This is a genomic window from Anabaena sp. AL93, assembly GCF_001672085.1.
GTDB classification, from domain to species: Bacteria; Cyanobacteriota; Cyanobacteriia; order Cyanobacteriales; family Nostocaceae; genus Dolichospermum; species Dolichospermum heterosporum.
In genome coordinates, this window is sequence record NZ_LJOU01000013.1 from 13,597 (window position 1) to 34,037 (window position 20,441).

Here is a 20,441-nt window from a genome sequence, read left to right on the forward strand (position 1 = left end):
GGTTATTATATAGCAGGGAACAGGGAACAGAGTGGAAAGTCCTTTGGTGTATGGTTTTTTAGGTAAATTCTGTATCTTATTCAAGTGCATACCGCTATGTCATCGCTTAATTTTAATCTTTCTCAACCTAATCTGACTACAGATTAATTTCTCAAAAGCTGGGAAAATATACTTATAAAATTAGTTACTTTTTCATATATCAGTAGCTTTTGCCGAATAATTAGCGACAATTTTGCCAAAAGATACAAACAAATGTCCAAATTTTTGCCAAGATAGAGATATTATTTTGTAAAAATTCACTTGGCAAAAATCAGTATGAGTGAAAAAACCATAGAAAGCCCTGGCAAAAGTTTTCTCGTTCTAATTTTGCCGATATCGTTTTTGATTATTTTCTTGGTCAATACCTGGAAAGTTTTACTGGTAATTTTGGGGCTGTTAATGGTTTTCAACCTTTGGCAGCAATCTAGATGGGAAAAGTGGTGCAACCAAGTTAACCCACTCTTTTATGAATTGGTTGAGGAAAATCATGGCAAAATTACACCCACGGACTTGGCAATCAAGGGTAATTTTTCGGCAGAGGCGGCAAAACGCTATTTAGATGGCAAAGCTAAGGAATTTGGTGCTAGTGTACTAGATTCAGAAAATGAGGAGGATCAATCGTACTACTTTATTAATGCCAGTATTCTTGGTGATATTATTGATAGTAGTGAATTGGTAGAAAAACTTCCCGATCAACCAGTTACTAAAATTGCCCGTTCGTTTTTAGCTCCACCTTCACCTATTTCCCTGGAGGGAGAAGCGCAATCTGAATCCTTATCTGTTCCTACCCATGAGGAAGTGAGAAAACCACTAGAAGAACAGTTAGTTTTTGGTTCGCTGATTCAATCTGAATTAGCTAAACGGCTAAATGTCTATTCCAGTACGGTTTACAAGCGACGCAATGACCCAGATTTTGCTGAGTGGTGTCGTAGCCGTGATCCTGATGGTATTGCTTGGTCCTATTCTCGTAGGTCTAAGGAGTTTTTCCCAATTCAGGAATAGGCAACGGGAAAAAGAATTTTTTTTAGCTTGGGGGGTGTTTGAAAAGTCATGGTTGCTGGATTTTTACCCCACCCTAACCCTCCCCTTAGAGGTTGTTTGAAAAGTATTAGATGAAACCGATAATCTCCAAAACCTAACCCCCCTGCCCCCTTCCCTACGTTAGCGCAGCGTGCCGAAGGCTGGGAAGGGGGGTTTCAAAGCCTCTCCCCGAAGCGGGGAGAGGTTTGGAGAGGGGTTTGTTTATTAAAAACTTTTCAAACATCCCCTTATAAAGGCTACGGTGTACACACAAGTTATCGAATCACCATTATTCCTCAAATTACCCCTCCCTAACCCTCCCCGATGCTTTGGGGAGGGAACTAATTTTTCCGGTTTTCCCCCAAAGCATGGGAACTAATTTTTCCGGTTTTCCCCCAAAGCATCGGGGGGACTAAGGGTGGTAACAATGTGATGAAAATTATGGGATACCACTTTTAAAACATCCTCTAAAATCGCATTACCTATTACCCATCCCGATCGCTTGACTGATGGATGTTAAGCCGTTTTCTTCTAGTTTGGTTAATAAACCGGCGAGGATGCGGCGTACCATTATTGGTCCTTCATAAATCCAGCCTGTATAGGTTTGAATAAGACAAGCACCGGCTGTGATTTTTTCCCAAGCATCCTCGGCGGTAAATATGCCACCTACGCCAATGATGGGCATTTGTCCCTGGGTTTGTTGGTAAATAAAGCGAATTACTTCTGTGGAGCGATCGCTCACTGGTTTACCGCTAATTCCTCCCGCTTCTTCTTGGGGGGATTTGCCAGTTTTTTCAATGATTTGGGTTTTGAGTCCTTCCCGGCTAATAGTGGTGTTAGTGGCGATTAAACCAGCGATTTGGTAAGTTTTAGCCAGAACAATAATGTCAGATATTGCTTCCCATTCTAAATCGGGGGCTATCTTCACAAATATGGGTTTTTGTAAATTATTTTCTTGTTTTAACACATCTAGTATTTGACTGAGCATGGCAGCATCTTGGAGCGATCGCAATCCCGGAGTATTGGGAGAGGAAACATTAACTACAAAATAATCACCCAAATCCTTGAGTAACCGAAAACTCTCTAGATAATCCTGGGCTGCTAATTCCAAAGGTGTGATCTTGGATTTACCCAAATTTATACCTATAGGTATGGGTATTGGATAATTCGACTTTTCTTTAACCTCATTCAGTCTTGCAGCCATAGCGACAGCACCAGCATTATTAAAACCCATCCGATTAAGTGCTGCTTGATCTAAAGGTAAACGAAACAACCGAGGGGGCGGATTTCCCGGTTGGGGGTGATAAGTCACAGTACCCAATTCAGCAAAACCAAACCCAAAATTATGCCAGATATTAGCGCCAACGCCGTCTTTGTCAAATCCAGCCGCCAAACCCAAAGGATTGGGAAATTTCATTCCCAGTATAGTTTGTTCTAGTCGTGGATCATTTAAACACAGATATTGCTGAAGGAGGTTATTCAACCAGTTGGTAGAAGGATAATAACTGGCTTTCGACAGCCAATTTAGACTACCGATGGTTTGTTTGTGCAACCACTCCGGTTCGGTTTTCACCAGAGTAAATAGGAAATGACCAACTAATGATTTATAAAGATCCAATTTATGTTACGAGTCAGTTAACGTAGAATTATATTCATATTATAGCTTTACGTGAATCTGAGAATTTTAAAAAATGTTTTGCTTCTTTCAATTCTGATTTCGTAGATGTAATTTATAAAACTGGTAATTTGCAAAATCCCAACTGAGAAGAGTTCCCGCTTGAAAATCCTCAACTCTGAAAAGACCATGCTTAATTAATGGTTGTATTTCCTCCTTAGCAGCTAGAATAGGTGCTTGGAAAGGTTCTGGTTCTACTCCAATAACAGAAGTAAACCCTGTACGAAGCAATTCCTCTAAAAATGCTCCATCCCCTGTGCCAATATCAATCGCACCATCTAAATTAGGAATATGTTGCATAATTTCGGGTAGAAAACTGGCATAAGTACGACTCGCATAATGAGCTTCTTCCGAACTATCAAAAGCAGCTTCATGGTAGGCGGTTGCTAATTCACTTAATTCAGGAATTGGACTGGCATACAGTACATCACAAGTTGGACAAGATATCAGTCTGTAGTGCATATATTCAAGCAGTTTACGACAAGCAGAGGCAAAACCGTCTAATTGATTAAGATCACAGTCAGCCTCAGCAAAGACTTTAGGGACTTCCAAATAAAAATACGTCCCAAAACTAACGCAAAAACTCTCTCTATTTCTTCTCTCTCTGTGTTCTCTGTGCCTCTGTGGTTCTTTTGTTCATTTATTGGGATAATTTTTTTCTTGGAAGTTCCTTAGACTGATCCTTTGAACCGCAAACTGGACAAGAACGATTAACTATTTTCATTTTTATTTTCTCCTTTTCAGAAATTTCAGACTTGAAATTCTGTTTTCTGCAAATTATCGTAGAATCTGGGAAAACCTATGTAATTAATTTTGCTTGGTTAATTGTAGACAGTACAAGTATTAAAAAATCCTTGTCATCCGTCTTTAGATGTATTTTTTGATAGATGATGTTTTTCGTGTTTATTGTTACGTTATTGTTACGTTATGCGTCCTACTTGTTCTAAATCTGATTTACCGGAAAAAATCTGTGTAGTATGTCAACGTCCGTTTACTTGGCGGAAAAAATGGCAAGATTGTTGGGATGAAGTGAAATATTGTTCAGAACGTTGCCGTCGTCGTCGTTCTCAGGCTAAAAATGAGAGTTAGACCAACCAATAAATATATGGGCGCAGGCCCTGCGCCCCTACGAAGAAAATAAATGATTTTACAAATGCAACCTAAATTAATTATTCATGGTGGCGCTGGTAGTTCTCTCCAAGGTAAGGGGGGATTAATAGCAGTCCGCAACTCTCTGTCTCAGATTGTTGCGGAAGTTTATGCTCTTTTGCTGACGGGTGCAAGTGCGACTGAGGCTGTAGTTCGGGGTTGTCAGATGTTGGAAGATGAACCCCGCTTTAATGCTGGTACTGGTTCTGTCCTCCAATCTGATGGACAAATCCGCATGAGTGCTTCCATTATGGATGGGACAACAGGGCGCTTTAGTGGTGTGATTAATGTGTCACGGGTGAAGAATCCGATTGAAATGGCGCTGTTTTTACAAGATGCTGATGATCGGGTTTTATCCGATTATGGTGCGGCTGAGTTGGCGCGGGAGTTACAACTGCCTATTTATAATGGTTTAACTGATTTGCGCTTGAAAGAGTGGACTCTAGAACGCCAGGATAACTTTAAAAGAACCATGGCTGGGGTAGTAGCAGAACCAGAAATGGCAGAAAGTGCTGGTAGGGGAACTATTGGTGTTGTGGCTTTAGATGGCTATGGTAAATTAGCTGCTGGTACTTCTACTGGAGGTAAAGGCTTTGAACGCATTGGGCGAGTTAGTGATTCAGCTATGCCAGCGGGTAATTATGCGACTAGTCAGGCGGCGGTGAGTTGTACGGGGATTGGGGAAGATATTATTGATGAGTGTTTAGCGGCTAAGGTTGTGGTGCGCGTTACTGATGGAATGTCACTACAGGAGGCTATGCAGCGATCATTTACAGAAGCAAAGAAGAATAATCGGGATTTTGGAGCGATCGCTCTTGATGCCACTGGTGCGATATCCTATGGTAAAACCTGTGAAGTATTACTGGCTGCTTACCATAATGGGGAAAACATTGGTGATACTTTGGAATGGAATGATCAAGAACTAATTGGTAATTGGTAATTGGTAATTGGTAATTGGTGATTGGTGATTGGTGATTGGTGATTGGTGATTGGTGATTGGGAAGAGTAAAGATGAATATTTATCTTGATTTTCCCTTTATTATTCTTTTCGCTTTTGTTTTAGGAAAATGAATCTCCCTGTAACACAATCTTGGCAAGATGTTCGCGCAGCATTAAAGGCAATTTGGGGATATGATGATTTTCGTCCTCCTCAAAAAGAAATTGTTAACTGTTTAATATCACAAAAAGATGCTCTAATTATTATGCCCACTGGTGGGGGAAAATCAATTTGTTTTCAACTTCCCGCCCTCCTAAAAACAGGATTGACTTTAATAGTTTCTCCTTTGGTGGCACTAATGGAAAACCAAGTTGCGGAATTACGGCAACTATCACAAAAAGCAGCACTTTTACATAGTGAATTAACTGCATCTCAACGCAATGCAACCTTGCAAGCTTTGGAAAAACAGCAATTAAGATTATTGTATTTATCACCAGAAACATTACTCAGTCCAGCAGTATGGCAAAAGTTATGTAATCCCCAACTCCAAATTAATGGTTTAATTCTGGATGAAGCCCATTGTTTAGTACAGTGGGGTGATACTTTTCGTCCGGCTTATCGGCGTTTAGGGGCTGTGCGTGAAGCTTTGCTAAAATCAAAACCACCGGGAACAAAAATTAGTATAGCAGCTTTTACGGCAACGGCTGATCCTTTAGCCCAAAAGATTATTTCTACAGTTTTAAAATTAGACAAACCTGAGATTTTTCGGATTAATCCCTATCGGGAAAATTTAAATCCTATTGTCCGAATTGCTTGGACTCCTAAAGGGAGAAAACAACAATTATTAAAGTTTATTCAAAAACGACCAAATCAAGTTGGTTTAATTTATGTACGGACTCGAAGAGATAGTGAAAATTTAACGGAATGGTTAACAGAAAATGGTTATCAAACTGCTAGTTATCATGCAGGATTGAGTCCAACGGAACGCCGCAATATTGAAGCTAGTTGGTTAGGTGGAAAAATCCCATTTGTTGTGTGTACTTGTGCTTTTGGGATGGGGATAAATAAATCGGATGTGCGCTGGGTGGTTCACTTTCATGCGCCACATTTATTATCTGAATATGTGCAAGAAATAGGAAGGGCAGGAAGAGATGGCAAACCTGCTGATGTTTTAACTTTGGTAAGTGAACCGACGGGATTTTTAGATGCTGAGGATAAGCAAAGACAGAAGTTTTTTGAGTCACAAATGAAATTGCAACAACAAAAAGCTCAACAATTAGCCAAACAATTACCACTCCAAGGAGAAATAAATACTGTAATTAAAGAATTTCCGAATAGTGCTGTGGCACTTTCTCTTCTGCATAGTAATGGACAATTGGCATGGCTTGATCCTTTTCATTATTCTATGTCTTTGCAGTCAGGAAATCCAGAAAAAACACAATTACAAGCTACTAAACAAATGAGTGAATATCTCACTAATAAAAGGTGTCGTTGGCAATTTTTATTAAATGCCTTTGGCTTTGAAACACCAACTGCTAATTGGCGTTGTGGACATTGTGATAATTGTGATTAAATCAAGAAACACAATCTGGAAAGCTAATTATTGCGATATTTCCATATTAATTATATGCCTAATTTTTTAAATAAAATATTATTTCTTTGTTTTGCATCTTTAACAAGTTTGTTAAATGATAATACTTCAATATAGGTTTTTAATCCAGGGTTAAAACCAAAAAAACCTTGAAGGTCTGGTGTTGGAGTCAGAGAAGAATTAACAGCAAAAGTTTGTATTTCTTCTGTTAAGTCACAAATAATATAGGCATAGAAAGGTGTATCTTCACGAAGGGATATTAATCTACCATCTTTATTCTTGTGTTTTCCTGATCTAACCTGGCGTATATAAGAATAAACTTGAGCAATAGGATCTTCTGATGCAGAATATCCCTCTCTCATTGGGCGTTTAAATTCTATTACTACAACGGAAGAATAAGGCTGTTCTTCATCTGGTACAAAAGCAATAGGATGGTTGAAAACTAAAAGGTCTGGTCTATCATTACTTTCTGAATCTAAATTTTCTAGTCTTTTTAAGGATTGATCAGAGGAAAGATACTCATGATAAGACAATCTTTCATCTATTATCCAGAGATTTTGTTTTTCAAAAACATTGATTTCATCAGAAGATGTCCTCATTGGAAAAATTATTTCATGTATATCTTTTTCAAGACTATATCTTCCATCTGAATCAACAATTAGGTTTTTTTCAAACAGACTGATTATGATTTTTCTATGAATAACATATCTTGCTAACTTAGACATCCCTAGATCATTATACTGTTCAAGAAAATCATAATATTCTTTGCTATATTCAGGAAATCTCTCAAAGTGTTCTAGAGGAGTTCTCAATATTTTTACTCCCGTTTCTTTCAGGGATAGTTCATAGCTCGACATTATTTTATGAAGTTCTATTTCTAGCTTTTCTGGAGGGAGTCCAGGTTTTATAGACTCTAATTTATCTGTAGCATATTTTAGTAACGGACGATATTCTACAGCTTCTTCTATAATGTATTTTTGGATTTCTTTCTGTTTCTCTTCCTGTAATCCTTGTAAAAATGGAGAAAGATTATTAGATATTACAGAAATTAATTCATTTTGTATTTCTTTATAAGCAATAAGTCCAATGTCTTCTGTAAAACCCTCATGATTATGAATTAGGTTAAAATTAGTTCTTTCTTGATTAACATATTGATCTAAACAGTCACTAGAAACAAAAGCCAGATAGGTAAAAAGCCTTCCTTCTCTGTCACGAATTTTTCTTTTTTCAATTAAATTAGGGATATAGTTGTGTAAATTTTCAGAAATAACGGTTCTATGATTAGCGCAATAAAAAAGTTTATGGCTTGAATCGGATGAGTTGTAATATTTAATTCCTTTAAGATTAAAAGTATATTCTTTTATTTTAATTACATCATTATCCGAGAATGATTCTAAATTTTGATTAAAGTATGTATTAATGTTGAATTCTTTTTTTCCATCAATTACTCTAATTTTGGGTGGTGTTTCTAAAATAAAGTATGAAATACAGTGTTCTAGAATTTGCTTGCCTATAGTTTCACATTTTTGATGGCATTTTCCTTTATATGGGTTTAAGAAATTTTTAAGTTCAACTTTTGTATAAAATTCTTGTTCATTATTTAGTTCTATTTTCTGCTTAGAAGTTTCTTGAACTCCTTTGCAAAAAAGGCTAAATTCTATATTACGTTTGTAAAAATTATTTTCTTCTTCAAAAACACTTTCAATCAGTATTTCTGTAAAAGCTTTAAGCCATAAAAATCTACCAACTCCTTTTGAGCCTCTGCTTTTTTTATATGTACTATCTGAAGTACAAAAAGACATATAGTTAATATAGTTAAATCCTACTCCGTTATCTACAACAACAAAACCTTGTATTGGAGATAAATTTCCATCTTCTATGAGTTCTGTTTGATTACCTTCCCTTAAAAGAATAATGTCAATATATCCATTATTGATTTTTGAATCCTCAATAGAATGAATTGAGTTTACTACACACTCAAACAATGGCAATAAACATTTATTCTCAGCTAAAGGGGTGTTGTTAATTCTACCTTCTAAACTTATGTCCATGACTTAATGGGTTTAGTTATTTACGTATCCGTTACATTTTACTATACTATATACAAATTTATTTATGTGTTCAGATATTTAAATTAACTTAGCATTTCTTTTTAAATTCTCATTTTCGATCTAGCTTGCCACGCTTTTACTTCAACAGTAAGTAGGTGAACACAATAAAACCAAACTGTGTAAAGAAATGTAAAATCGCCCAAACCCTTTTCACTCTTGCCTCTTGCCTCTTGCCTCTTGCCTTTTGCCTTGCCATAACGACAATTTTCAACGCTCACCTACTTAAGTGCCTAAATATTACACAAAAACACACTACAATGTATTAATGCTTTTCGTAATGCGAATAAATTCGTCCTTATCTTTGTGGATGATTAATTTGTACAGTCTGTAGGTCTTAGCAAGATTAAAAACTAAAAAAAGAAGAGTAAAGGATATAACTCTTACAATTTTTAATTTTTAATTCTCAATTTTTAATTGATTCCGCTTGGCTACAATATTTATTTAATTGAACGCCTAGAGTATCTGATTCTTTCCCGGCAGTTTTGGCGGCTGTTGTTAGTGCGGAATCAATTTCTTTTCTGGCTTTTTCAATTTTTGCTCTACCATCTGATGATGCCTCTGCTTTTTTAGCTTCTCCAAGTGCTTGAGAAGCTTTGGCTATGGCTTCACTAAGATGATCAAAGATTTTGATAAATTTGGTTTCAAATTCTTGCAGTTTGGGATCTTTTAAATTTAATTCCTGAATAGACTTAGTAACATTTTTTAAGTCTTTGGATAGTTGCAAGCTAGTTGATACTTGCTGACCTTTTTTCATATCAATCAGTGCTGTACCCTGATTGACAACTGTAACTAATCGCTGACATTGGGAGATTTTAGTCTCGCTGCAACTAGTAATTAACAAAGCAATGCTCAGGCTAACAGGAGCAATAACTGAATGACGGGAAAACAACATTAAAATCCCAAGAGCAATAAAATCCCCTAAATATTAAGCCAATTGATTATTAATTCGCAATTACGAATTTCTGTGTTGAGCAGTTTACCAATCTAATGGCAATCCTAATTTATCTAAGGTTTTGCCATCTTGCAACAGTGTTTGAATGTCGCTGTCTATTTGGATTTTACCCGTAGATAGGACTAAAGCCCGTTGAGTTACTCTTCCTAGCCAATTGAGATCATGGGAAGCTATTAACATCACTTGTACGGGCAATTTTAATAACACGTGAGCTAAATGTCGTCGCCATGCTGGGTCTAGTCCGTTGGTGGGTTCGTCTAAGATGAGAATGGCTGGATCTAGGGCTAAAATTGCTGCTAAGGCGGCTAAACGTCTTTGTCCTCCAGAAAGTTCATGGGCGGAACGGTGGGCGTAAGCTTCTAATCCGAAGTCGGCTAATAGTTGATGGGCTTTATCTTTTGCAGCTATGGGTGAAACACCATAGTTAAGGGGTCCGAAAGTAACGTCTTCCAGAATTGTAGGCATAAATAATTGGTCGTTAGCATCTTGAAAGCTAAAACCAATTTGTTGGCGTATTTGAGGTAAGGTGGTTGGCAATAGGGGGATGCCGTTAATCCAGATTCTGCCACTTTGGGGATGTTTTAAGCCGATGAGGTTTTCTAATAAGGTGCTTTTTCCTGAGCCTGTAGCCCCCATTAAGGCGATGCGATCGCCTGTTTGTAAGCTAAAAGAAATTTCTTGTAATACGGGTTGCTGGTGCGAATAGGCATATACCAGATTTTGGACTTCAACGACATTGGTATGCGGTTGAGAGAGGGAAATTTGGGGATTAGAAGTTAAGGATGTCAAGATTCACCACTCAAATAACAGTAAGGTAGGAACTTAGGGTTAAACAAGTAGCTGTCACCCCAGCTATTAACAAGATAAAACGTTCTTTCGATTTGAGGGGGGAATCTATCGGTAATTGTCCATTATATCCACGAGCTACCATAGCAGCATAAACTCTTTCCGCTCTGTCGAGGGTGCGAAGATACAACGCCCCAATCATGGAAGCACTGGCATAACGCAGCCATCCTGCTGCACCATTTAAACCACGTAATTGGGCGCTGCGCTGCATTTGCGTTACTTCTGAAAGTAAGATTTCCAAGTATTGTGCGGCTAAGATCAGGTTTTCTTTTAATGGGGCAGCTATTGGTAAGCTTTTGAGGGCAATACCCAAACTGTGGGGGGGTAAGGTTAATAAGAAACTATTCATGGTAATTAAACAAATTAGGGAACGCACAAGTAAAAAACTGGCTTTTTCCCATCCCAAAGGCAAAGCCATCAATGATAGAAAAATTAATTCTGCACCAAGTAAACCGCTTAATTTACGAATGGGTACTTGTAATAGGCCAACCCATAAAAGGGCGATCGCCCCATATACTAGTAAATTAGACCAAGTATGATGTTTTAAAAACGCTGCGCCAATTACAATAATGAGGGATAATTGCAAGCGTAATGGCAAGGAAATTTTAAGCATTCTTAGGTTTCATAACTTTAGCAATTCCAAAAGCCACAGTGAAGCAAGCTGTAGAACCTACCAAACCGGCAATACTTGTGCCGATTTGCCCTAAACCTTTAATCTCATAGTCAGCCAAAGGTGTTGGTACTACCACTCTGACTTGTTCAGCTAAGTTGATAAAACCCACGTTTTCTGCTACTTTTTCCAAACCATCTGGCCAAGCAGAAGCAAATAGAGACAACACACCCGAAATCAGCAAAATACTGACAACGGGAACTAACCAGCCTCTAACTTTGTGTTCTTCACCTGGTAACAAATCTGGACGGGCTGTGGCTAAATAGGTTAATACACCCCCGGTAATTAATCCTTCTCCAATACCAATCAAAATATGTACACCTGCCATGGTGGGTAAAACTATGCTGGCTGGCGCTGTTCCAGAAAGGGCTAATTCAATAGCACAAGCTACTGCGGCGACAACTACGCTAACTGCGGCCGCTATGCCGGCTGCTAGGGGTAAACGCCTTTGAGAACCGCCCAATAGTCTTTGTAAGGTTTGGGTTAATCCCCACGCTACCCACACGCCGACTATTCCCATATTGAAAATATTTGCACCTAAAGCCGTAATTCCACCATCAGCAAATAACACGGCTTGAATAATTAAAACTGTGGCAATACATAACATTCCCGCCCAAGGACTACCTAAAATAATTGCCGCTAAAGCCCCTCCTAATAAGTGGCCGCTAGTTCCTCCCGCTACGGGAAAATTAATCATTTGGGCGGCGAAAATAAAGGCTGTGGTTAAGCCGAGAATGGGGGCGCGACGAATGCCAAAGGCTGTTTGCGATCGCTCAAAAGCTACAAATAAGGCGGCTGTACTGGCTAAACTGGTGGCTGCGGCTACTGGTACAGAAACAAATCCGTCGGGTATGTGCATGAAAATTCCTATTTCTTTTATGTGGTTTTTTGCAGTGCTAAAAGCAATATAACGACTAACAAAATTAATAGCAAACTAAAATTTATCTGTTCTGACAATAGCCTATTGGTAGATATTTTGGGATTTTATTTAGGATAATTTTTCAATAAAAAATACGTCAAATTATATATTTATTTTTTGAATTGTTAACATTTATAAATCTTTATGACATATTTTCATAATTGTTCATGATTATGAATTTATTAATTTTCTGGAGGATGCCAACCAGCAAGTACCCAATAACTGCGAACTTCTAAAACATCTGCATCATCACTTAAATGCAAAGCTTTAACAGTAGCTCTCCCAGTTGGTGTTTTACCCACAATTTGCAATCCATCTTTTGTCCAGGAAAAATGCTCAGACCAAATTTGAGTACGCGGGTTAAATAATTTAACTATTTCACCTGTTTCTGAATCAATATTTGTTATTTTATCGCTTTTATATCTATTACAAATAGGACAAGCTAACCATAAATTCGATTCATCATTAAGTAGGTGAGCGTTGAAAATTGTCGTTATGGCAAGGCAAAAGGCAAGAGGCAAGAGTGAAGAAGGTTTGGGCGATTTTACATTTCTTTACACAGTTTGGTTTTATTGTGTTCACCTACTTATTGTAACGCTAAAATGTTAATATACAAGTAACTTAGTAAAACCAAGTTATAATGGAATTAACACCGTGCCAGCTAAAGATGCTTTTCATAACATTGTCAAAACAGCACTAGAAAAAGAGGGCTGGTTTATTAGTCATGATCCTTATCCATTGCAAGCGGGAACATTAGAATTACATATTGATTTAGGAGCAGAGAAAGTTATTGCAGCCGAAAAAGAAGGACAAAAAATAGCTATAGAAATCAAAAGTTTTCTTAATCCTTCAAAAATCACGGAACTTTATGCTGCATTAGGACAATTTATAATTTATCGTCTTGCTTTACAAGAACAAGAACCAGAACGAATTTTAGAGGGTGTTTGAAAAGTTATGGTTGATGTATCAAATATTTTTTACCCCACCCTAACCCTCCCCTTGTAAAGGGGAGGGAACTGGATTTTTATTGTTTCCCCCCTTTACAAGGGGGGACTAAGGGGGGTAGCAATGTGATGAAAATTACGGAATACCACTTTTCAAACATCCTCTTATATTTAGCAGTTCCTATTACTGTTTACAATGAATTTTTTATCTTGCCTTTTATTCAATCAGTTATTAAAACAAATCAACTTTGTTTAGTAGTTTATAATATTGAACAGGAGGTAATATCACAATGGCAAAATTAGAAGAATATCAGCAATATATTCAGAATTTACTCAAACAACACGCTAGTATGGTTTGGGATAAACGCATTCAAGCACAAACGATTTTTGATATTGAAAATAACCATTATCAATTAATTTAAACCCCGTCTAAGTTGAAACCTATAGTTTTTCTATGGCGAAAACCCAAGTTTTCAAGATGGATGGAGTATATGTGGGTTGGCGTGATCAAAATCGTATTTATGGACCTGTTTTACATCTAGACATTATTGATGATAAAATTTGGATTCAGCAGGATGGTACAGAGGTAGGAATTGCCAATGAATTAGTTGAATTAGGTGTACCGAAAGAAGATATTGTTTTAGGTTTTCAATTGCCTTCCGTCCGCAAATATACAGATTTTGCTGTTAGTTAATTAAATCTCAATTATTAACATAATCTATGTTAATATACAAGCAACCTAGTGAAACCTAAGTTCAAAACTATGACCAATATTAATATTTCTGTACCTGAATCACTGAAAAGTTTTATTGATTACGAAATTGTTGAAGGTGGTTATAGTTCAGCGAGTGAATATTTACAACAGTTAATTATTGAAGAAGCACAAAGAAAAAGTAAAGCAAGTTTAGAGGAGTTTTTGATAACTCAGGAAGAATTTGAAAAGACTTTAGATGAATTAGCTGATGATTTTGTAGCTTCTGTTGGTGCAAATGCGCCTATTCTATCAGATTATGCTGTTAGCCGTGAGAGTATTTATGAGGATCATTATTAAAAATGGAATATTTAGTAGATACGAATATTTTATTACGTCTTGTGCAGCGTAATGATCCATGTACAGTGTAAATAGCAATACCTGCGGTCGGCTTCTATATCCGGCGTTGCTGAATTGGCGTATGATTTTTGGAGGTAGAGACGTTCCATGGAACGTCTCTACAAGAGTCTTGAACGTATGCAAAATTATTTTCATCCCTAAAATCAGCAACGCCTATAAATCTTTCCTCTTGTCATCTTTCCTGTTCCGTCAGAGTCAACATCTAAGGAAATTGATTTTTATTCTTGACGTGGATCTAATAGTGGTGGATGCCAACCTGCTTCTACCCAAAAATGCCGAGCAACTTGAATAGAAGGCTCATCACGTCGTTTATCATTGAAATCAAAGCGATCGCTAGTAGCTCTTCCTGTAGGCGTTCTACCTACAATTTTTATACCATCTTTTGTCCAGATAAAATGCTCTGACCATTCTTGCTGACGAGGGTTAAATAAAGCAACTTTCTCTTGAGTTTTAGGATCAGTAGCTACTATAAAATTATAATGACGCTCATTACAGCGATGACAAGCCAAAGCTAAATTATCCAATTCATCTGAACCCCCCAAAGACTGGGGCATAATATGGTCAATGGTAAAACGGTCGGGACTCAGGTATTCAGGAGAGTGGCAATATTCACATAAGAATTTAGCTCGTTTTCTTATAAGTCGTCGAGTTGGTTCGGACACCATTTACTTTTAGCCGCTAGTTGAGCATTAATTAAGGTAAATATTCGCTGTAACTCCGATATACCTACATATTCCGCTTCCTCTTCAGAAGTCAGTTTATCAGATTTTTTCTTTGCTAATAGTTCTTCAAAACGTATCTGTAGTTCCTCGGTAAATTTAAATAGATAAATATTACCAAATTCACTCATCTTCATACCAGAAGATATTAAAGACGAAGGTTGAACCATTAATTGAGTAGCCATTGTATGTTCACAGTGTCTTTATTTCTATTATCTCATAAAAAATCCTGTAAATCCTGAAATCCTGGATATCCTGATATGGCTTGCGCCACGCTACGCTATCAGACAAATAATCATATAATAGTGAATAAATATTTACCTTAATTAACTATGCAAACCACAGAATCTCCCTTACAATTGCGGCTGTGGACTGTTGATGAATACCACAGAATGGCTGAAGCAGGAATATTTGAACCAAGTGAACGGGTAGAATTATTAGAAGGGAAAATAATTTTGATGGTTGCTAAAGGAACAGCCCACCGTTCAGCAGTGGGAAGAACATATAAGTTGTTGGAAAATAGAATTGGTCATAAAGCTTGCATAGCTATTCAAGACCCTGTAAAATTAAATGAAAGGTCTGAACCAGAACCAGATATTGCTGTGGTGAAAATAGATCCGCTAGACTATGCAGATCATCATCCTACCCCAACAGAAATTTATTTAATTATCGAAGTTGCAGATAGCAGTTTAAAACTAGATACAGAAATCAAAGCTAAAGCTTATTCTCAAGCAGGAATTAAGGATTATTGGGTATTAGATGTAGTGAAACGCGAATTAATTGTATTTAGAAATCCTACAACAGAAGGTTATCAAAATCGAGAAATTATCACAGAACATCAAAACATATCTCCTTTAGATTTTCCTGATTTAGAAATTGTAGTTTCCCAGATGCTACCTCTTGTCTAAATAAGGATTTAAGGATTTACAGGATATTATAGCGGTATGTCACTCAACAGATAACCGCTATAGTTAAATTTAACTATTAATTCAACTCTTTTATATCTACTTAATTTCCCCTAACTGGCAATTCTTTCCGATGCTGAATTAACAACCCAATCGCCATACCCATACCCACAATAGCCGTAAAATAAAATAACCCAATCAACCGAATATACATTGGTGGTGCAATTCCCTCAACTTCCACAGATTGCGCTACCTTCACCGCTGGAAATTGACGTTGAGATTCAGCTAAAGAAATAGCTTCTACCTCTACCTTATGAGGTGAACCATCAAAAAATTGTTCTTGCCATATTAACCTCCCTTCTGAATTAGGAAATCCCTGATAAGCAAATACAGTTAAATTATCTTCCAATGCGATCGCTTTTACTCGCAATCCGACATCCTTAATAGCTGCCCCTGTCGTGCTATCCTTGACCTCAACCGCTAAATTTGCCAATCTCCCCACAGTCGCCAGTTTATCCCCTGTAATCCTCACTTCCATGCCCTGAGATTGGCTAATTGATGGGGCAATCTTCTCATTTTTGGGAGAATGTGCATCACCATGAGCCTCCGCAACTTCCGCCGTGATATTAATAAATAATAGCGTCACAATTGCCACTACAGTTAATGCACTTAACAACAACCGGACAGACTGCGGTGCAATTTCCCCCTCTTTGATTTCCTCTTGTCCACCAATTACCCAACCGCCTAACAATCCTAATGATAATAAAATCGCTGCAAGCACAACAAAATATTTATATTTAACAGGATTTTCTCTCACATTCAAATTCAAAGTTTGCTGATAACTAGCAAAAGCATTAGCAACTAAAGGAGAAACATTAACTTGAATTTGATAATTACCCCGAATTGGTAACATTTGCTCAAATTCTAATTTACCATTCGGTGCAGCCGCCTCCAGTTCTAATAATTCTGTTCCCTCAACAATTGGAAAATCTGTAGTTAAGAAAGGATTGCGGGGAGGTGTGGAAATCTGCAATTTAATTAAGGCATTTGTTAACAGTTTTCCGCCAGCATCAACAGCTTGTAATTTGAAAGTCACCGGAGATTGTTTCCTATCTGTACCAGCTTCAAAAGGCAGAATTTTTTCTAAAGGTGGATTTGTCGAAAGTAAAACTTGAGATTGGGACGTTTGAGAAACTCCCACCAAAGAATATAAAATTGATAAACAAATACAAGCAGAACTAACAACAGCAAACAGACGATATTTTCTCATAGGAAATTAGAATTTAACTGGGCGTTGCTGAACTGAGGTATGAAATTGAAAAATCAAAAAATGAAACTCTTACTCTCTGCGACTGGAGCGCCTCTGCGTGTTCGCGCAGCGTGCCGTAGGCATAATAAAATCATACTCTTAATCAGCAACGCCGAATATTTTAGATTTAGCAAATGAATTTGAGTCTAACTTATTATTTATCTGGGCGATTGTAAATCGCAGCTACACAGGATGAACCCTTAATTTTTCCTTAGTCCACGCAGGTGGACTTTGTTTGTGTAGAAGTGATTTCTAATCGCCCAATACGTTTAAAACTTTATGATAGTTTAATGACAAGCAACGCCCAAAGCATGGTGACGCGCTGAGTGTGCTGTGTTATGCGCTGGTGGATAGGTAGAGAAAAACACAGTCCAAATCAGCAAAGAAGATAACATCATGTAAAGACTTACCTGTACAGGCTTAGAAAGGGTAATGCCCGCAGTTTTTTGTAATACTGAAGTCCGAGAAAAAGCAGTCATTTGTGAACTCCTATAAATAGTTGCGCTACTTGGTGACAAAAAGATATTGTTAACATCAGCAGCTATTGTCAAAATCCTAGCACCTTATTCCATTTACTAGGCTGCAAGCATCATCTGTTCTCTAGTCAACGGTAAATCAACCAATATATCAGGAATACTTCTGAAAATTACTATAGCAAGATCCCCGACTTCTTAGAGAAGTCGGGGATCTGAATCCTGAAAATCATTTTTCCAAGTTATTGACAATGATTCTTAATTTTCATATTATACATAAAGCTAATTGCAAATTATTCGCAATTTCTCACATACGCATATTCCTATTAGTCTCATGTCTGACAACTTTACTTTCAGTAAAGATAAAATTTGGAGTCGTCGCCAACTGTTGCAAATAGGATTATCCGGCGCTGGAGTCCTAAGTGCAGCGACAATTTGGCAGATATTGAATACCAAAAATCATCCCAGTGTCAGAGTACCACCGATGGAAATGGCAGCATCTAATGGTGCTACTAACCCTATGCAGGTATTACGAGATTTTGATTATGGGACAATTAAGCAGGAAAATGGGCGCACAGTCCGCGAATTTCAGCTAACTGCTGGTACTTCCACCATTCAGCTTAATAGTGCTGTCTCTTACAACATTTGGGACTTAAACGGGCGGATTCCAGGACCGACACTCCGGGCTAAAGAAGGAGAAAGAATAAGAATACTTTTTCTCAATAATGCTGGACATTCCCATTCTTTACATTTTCATGGAGTTCATCCTGCTGAAATGGATGGAATAAGACCTGTAAGTAATGGTAGAGCAACCATATATGAATTTGATGCCGAACCCTATGGTGTTCATTTATATCACTGTCACGTCGCCCCGGTTACTCGCCACATTGCCAAGGGTTTATATGGGATGTTTATCATTGACCCGCCTAAGCCTCGCCCACCAGCAGATGAAATTGTTTTAATTATGTCTGGGTATGATGTAAATGATGATAACAAAAATGAATATTATGCTTTTAATGGTGTGCCACATCATTATATGCACCATCCCATTCAGATTTATCAAAATCAGCTAATTCGGGTCTATGTTTTGAATATTATTGAATTTGATCCTGCTGTGACGTTTCATCTGCACGCTAACTTCTTTGATGTTTATCGTTCCGGTATGACAATGACCCCCAGCGAGAAAACCGATGTTTTAACAATGGGTGTAGCAGAAAGGCACATTTTAGAGTTTGCTTTCCGCTATCCAGGTAAATATATGTTTCATCCTCATCAAGATGCGATCGCTGAAAGCGGGTGTATGGGACAGTTTGAAGTAATCGCAGAAAAGGATTCCCAAATGATTGGAGTGTAAAAAAAATGAAGAAAATTGGCGACGATTACATCAGTTAACCTGGGCAGTTACAATTTTTCTTTAAAACTAGACGGTTTAGTTTACTCACCCTCATAGCTTCTTCAGACTACCTCATTATCGGGATTATCGTTACAACAGTTCAGCGATAATAAAAATGTTATTGCGTGTTTAAACGAATTTGTTATGAAAAAATTTAATTAGAGACTTCCAAGAAATAAATTATCCTAAGAAACGAACCACAGAGGCACAGAGTACACAGAGAGAGAATTTCTGCATCAGTTTTGGGACATTTTTTTATTTGGAAGTCTCTTAGTGAAAATAATTTGCAATTAGCTTGACGAAATATGCATGTAAGTGATACTAATATTATTGGCTGTTGATAAGAAAGATTATCAATAAGTTTACAGGTGCAAAGTGAGAACAGTAATCACAAAAAAACAAAACATGAATCATAATCAACCCTTCGATTTCGTACCAGGAAAAGTCATCACACTCAGTACTCATCTAGAAAAACCCAGCCCATTTTATTTTGGATATGGCATTCATCAAAGTTTTTTATCGGAACTAGAGAAATATAGTTTTGACAAAATATTTTTCTTTACGGAGCCACATCTATTTGAGAGTTACGGCAAAGAATTGTATGATCAAATAAGTGCAAAATATCCTTGTTCAGTTGAATTTGTACCTGCTGGTGAGAAATGTAAATACTTCCCTGTTCTGGAAGAAACCTGCGAAAAGCTAATTGCTAAAGGTGCATCCAAAAAATCTATTTTGTTAGCATTTGGTGGCGGAACAGTTGGTAATGTTGTCGGTTTAGCAGCTGGATTAATTTACCGTGGGATTCGTTTTGTTGAAATCCCTACAAGTATGACAGGTCAAACTGACAGTACATTAAGCAATAAACAGGCGGTTAATGGCGGCACGGGTAAGAATCATTTTGGTCTCTACCATGCACCCTTATTTATCTGGGCAGATACCAAATATCTCAAAACAGAACCTCCTTTTTCTCGACGTAGCGGCATAATTGAAGGTATCAAAAATGGGTTCATCTCCGATGAAAATTTTTTGGAATACTTAGAACAATCCCTCAATCCTGAGTTAGATTTTACGGACGCAAAATTAACGGAAATTGCCTATAAAATCATTCTCTCCAAATTACCAATTCTCCAGCAAGATCCCAGCGAAAAAGGTTATGCTATTACCCTTGAGTATGGTCATACATTTGGTCATGGTATTGAATGGTTGGAAAAAATATCTCACGGAGAAGCAGTTTCGTATGGCATGAAAATTGCCTCACATCTTGGCAAAGAACTTGGATTAATTTCACAAAAAGATGTGGAGCGTCATTACTATGTCATTGAAAAGAAACTAGGGTTTAACAATCCTTTCCCTGAAACAATCACAACTGAAAAACTCATGGATGCGATGATTGCAGACAATAAAAAAACAGGAGCAGCCCTGCGCTTTGTTTTATTGGAAGGAATCGGTCAATGTTATAACCCTGAAGGAGATTTTTTAGTGACAGTTGACAAAGAATTAGTAATAAAAGTTGTCGAAGATTTCATTCAGCAGGAGCGTCAGAGAAAGAGTGCTAAGACTTACGCATTTGCTGTATAGAACACAACACAATCTTATTTGGATGTGTAAGCCTTAACTACTCGAATCAAAAGTACCCTAATCATGATGCTGATCTCGGCTCTGGCAAGCTGGGATCGGC

General features: G+C 37.5%; 22 protein-coding genes and 1 pseudogene. 11 read left to right on the top strand and 12 right to left on the bottom strand.

What is annotated here, in order from left to right; translation table 11 throughout:
• Nucleotides 1–315: 315 nt before the first annotated feature.
• Nucleotides 316–1,041, top strand: a complete 726-nt coding sequence (locus AN486_RS05010; RefSeq protein ID WP_053537644.1) for a hypothetical protein — start codon at nt 316–318, stop codon at nt 1,039–1,041.
• 496 nt (nt 1,042–1,537) lie between these two features.
• Here the strand turns inward: AN486_RS05010 and AN486_RS05015 are convergent, their stop codons facing one another.
• Together AN486_RS05015 and AN486_RS05020 are read right to left on the bottom strand one after the other, a co-directional pair.
• A complete protein-coding gene (locus tag AN486_RS05015) occupies nt 1,538–2,677 on the bottom strand; it encodes a quinone-dependent dihydroorotate dehydrogenase (RefSeq protein WP_290599478.1) in 1,140 nt (379 codons plus the stop codon).
• Between the two features lie 87 nt (nt 2,678–2,764).
• On the bottom strand, nt 2,765–3,286 hold the full coding sequence (locus AN486_RS05020; protein ID WP_290599479.1) for a hypothetical protein: 522 nt from the start codon (nt 3,284–3,286) through the stop codon (nt 2,765–2,767).
• A 375-nt stretch (nt 3,287–3,661) separates the two neighbouring features.
• Between AN486_RS05020 and AN486_RS05025 the strand changes: the two genes are divergently transcribed.
• From AN486_RS05025 to AN486_RS05035, 3 genes are all read left to right on the top strand, one after another.
• Entirely contained in the window at nt 3,662–3,823 is a 162-nt protein-coding gene (locus AN486_RS05025) for a DUF2256 domain-containing protein (RefSeq protein ID WP_071992819.1), read from the top strand.
• Nucleotides 3,824–3,875: 52 nt separating this feature from the next.
• On the top strand, nt 3,876–4,823 hold the full coding sequence (locus tag AN486_RS05030) for an isoaspartyl peptidase/L-asparaginase (RefSeq protein WP_053537641.1): 948 nt from the start codon (nt 3,876–3,878) through the stop codon (nt 4,821–4,823).
• Nucleotides 4,824–4,950: 127 nt separating this feature from the next.
• Nucleotides 4,951–6,393, top strand: a complete 1,443-nt coding sequence (locus AN486_RS05035; RefSeq protein WP_053537640.1) for an ATP-dependent DNA helicase RecQ — start codon at nt 4,951–4,953, stop codon at nt 6,391–6,393.
• A gap of 50 nt (nt 6,394–6,443) precedes the next feature.
• Here AN486_RS05035 and AN486_RS05040 read toward each other — a convergent pair whose 3' ends face one another.
• From AN486_RS05040 to AN486_RS05065, 6 genes are all read right to left on the bottom strand, one after another.
• Nucleotides 6,444–8,462 (bottom strand): hypothetical protein, encoded by a 2,019-nt coding sequence (locus tag AN486_RS05040; RefSeq protein ID WP_290599480.1) that lies wholly within the window; start codon nt 8,460–8,462, stop codon nt 6,444–6,446.
• Between the two features lie 463 nt (nt 8,463–8,925).
• Nucleotides 8,926–9,414: a hypothetical protein gene (locus tag AN486_RS05045; protein ID WP_290599481.1), complete on the bottom strand. Its 489-nt coding sequence runs from the start codon at nt 9,412–9,414 to the stop codon at nt 8,926–8,928.
• An 84-nt stretch (nt 9,415–9,498) separates the two neighbouring features.
• Nucleotides 9,499–10,263, bottom strand: coding sequence for an energy-coupling factor ABC transporter ATP-binding protein (locus AN486_RS05050; protein WP_039200054.1), 765 nt, complete (start codon nt 10,261–10,263; stop codon nt 9,499–9,501).
• A gap of 10 nt (nt 10,264–10,273) precedes the next feature.
• On the bottom strand, nt 10,274–10,933 hold the full coding sequence (locus AN486_RS05055; RefSeq protein ID WP_053537637.1) for an energy-coupling factor transporter transmembrane protein EcfT: 660 nt from the start codon (nt 10,931–10,933) through the stop codon (nt 10,274–10,276).
• Nucleotides 10,926–11,849 (bottom strand): energy-coupling factor ABC transporter permease, encoded by a 924-nt coding sequence (locus AN486_RS05060; RefSeq protein ID WP_039200050.1) that lies wholly within the window; start codon nt 11,847–11,849, stop codon nt 10,926–10,928. The genes AN486_RS05055 and AN486_RS05060 overlap by 8 nt, the downstream gene beginning before the upstream one ends.
• Before the next feature lie 242 nt (nt 11,850–12,091).
• Nucleotides 12,092–12,430, bottom strand: a complete 339-nt coding sequence (locus tag AN486_RS05065; protein ID WP_290599482.1) for an HNH endonuclease — start codon at nt 12,428–12,430, stop codon at nt 12,092–12,094.
• A 133-nt stretch (nt 12,431–12,563) separates the two neighbouring features.
• Here AN486_RS05065 and AN486_RS05070 point away from each other — a divergent pair, with 133 nt between their 5' ends.
• The 4 genes and pseudogenes from AN486_RS05070 (at nt 12,564) to AN486_RS05080 (ending at nt 13,904) form a co-directional block, all read left to right on the top strand.
• On the top strand, nt 12,564–12,857 hold the full coding sequence (locus AN486_RS05070) for an element excision factor XisH family protein (protein WP_081424107.1): 294 nt from the start codon (nt 12,564–12,566) through the stop codon (nt 12,855–12,857).
• A 125-nt stretch (nt 12,858–12,982) separates the two neighbouring features.
• Nucleotides 12,983–13,156 (top strand): element excision factor XisH family protein, encoded by a 174-nt coding sequence (locus AN486_RS26620; RefSeq protein ID WP_081424106.1) that lies wholly within the window; start codon nt 12,983–12,985, stop codon nt 13,154–13,156.
• Nucleotides 13,144–13,547: pseudogene (locus AN486_RS05075) on the top strand (XisI protein). Before AN486_RS26620 ends, AN486_RS05075 begins: the two are co-directional and overlap by 13 nt.
• Before the next feature lie 69 nt (nt 13,548–13,616).
• Nucleotides 13,617–13,904, top strand: coding sequence for a type II toxin-antitoxin system ParD family antitoxin (locus AN486_RS05080; protein WP_053537636.1), 288 nt, complete (start codon nt 13,617–13,619; stop codon nt 13,902–13,904).
• Nucleotides 13,905–14,182: 278 nt separating this feature from the next.
• On the opposite strand, the gene AN486_RS05085 is transcribed toward AN486_RS05080, so the two are convergent.
• Both AN486_RS05085 and AN486_RS05090 read right to left on the bottom strand, forming a co-directional pair.
• Entirely contained in the window at nt 14,183–14,629 is a 447-nt protein-coding gene (locus AN486_RS05085) for an HNH endonuclease signature motif containing protein (protein ID WP_053537635.1), read from the bottom strand.
• Nucleotides 14,599–14,868, bottom strand: a complete 270-nt coding sequence (locus tag AN486_RS05090) for a hypothetical protein (RefSeq protein ID WP_027403169.1) — start codon at nt 14,866–14,868, stop codon at nt 14,599–14,601. The genes AN486_RS05085 and AN486_RS05090 overlap by 31 nt, the downstream gene beginning before the upstream one ends.
• A 147-nt stretch (nt 14,869–15,015) precedes the next feature.
• On the opposite strand from AN486_RS05090, the gene AN486_RS05095 reads away from it, so the two are divergent.
• Nucleotides 15,016–15,591 (top strand): Uma2 family endonuclease, encoded by a 576-nt coding sequence (locus tag AN486_RS05095; protein WP_053537634.1) that lies wholly within the window; start codon nt 15,016–15,018, stop codon nt 15,589–15,591.
• Nucleotides 15,592–15,691: 100 nt separating this feature from the next.
• Here the strand turns inward: AN486_RS05095 and AN486_RS05100 are convergent, their stop codons facing one another.
• Together AN486_RS05100 and AN486_RS05105 are read right to left on the bottom strand one after the other, a co-directional pair.
• Nucleotides 15,692–16,858 carry a hypothetical protein gene (locus tag AN486_RS05100; protein ID WP_053537633.1) on the bottom strand — a complete coding sequence of 389 codons (1,167 nt, stop codon included), beginning with the start codon at nt 16,856–16,858 and terminating at the stop codon, nt 15,692–15,694.
• A gap of 326 nt (nt 16,859–17,184) precedes the next feature.
• Entirely contained in the window at nt 17,185–17,376 is a 192-nt protein-coding gene (locus AN486_RS05105; RefSeq protein WP_071992818.1) for a CbtB-domain containing protein, read from the bottom strand.
• A 328-nt stretch (nt 17,377–17,704) separates the two neighbouring features.
• Between AN486_RS05105 and AN486_RS05110 the strand changes: the two genes are divergently transcribed.
• Together AN486_RS05110 and AN486_RS05115 are read left to right on the top strand one after the other, a co-directional pair.
• Nucleotides 17,705–18,724 carry a multicopper oxidase domain-containing protein gene (locus AN486_RS05110; protein ID WP_053537632.1) on the top strand — a complete coding sequence of 340 codons (1,020 nt, stop codon included), beginning with the start codon at nt 17,705–17,707 and terminating at the stop codon, nt 18,722–18,724.
• A 444-nt stretch (nt 18,725–19,168) separates the two neighbouring features.
• Nucleotides 19,169–20,341 carry a 2-deoxy-scyllo-inosose synthase gene (locus tag AN486_RS05115; protein ID WP_053537631.1) on the top strand — a complete coding sequence of 391 codons (1,173 nt, stop codon included), beginning with the start codon at nt 19,169–19,171 and terminating at the stop codon, nt 20,339–20,341.
• The last annotated feature ends 100 nt before the right edge of the window (nt 20,342–20,441 follow it).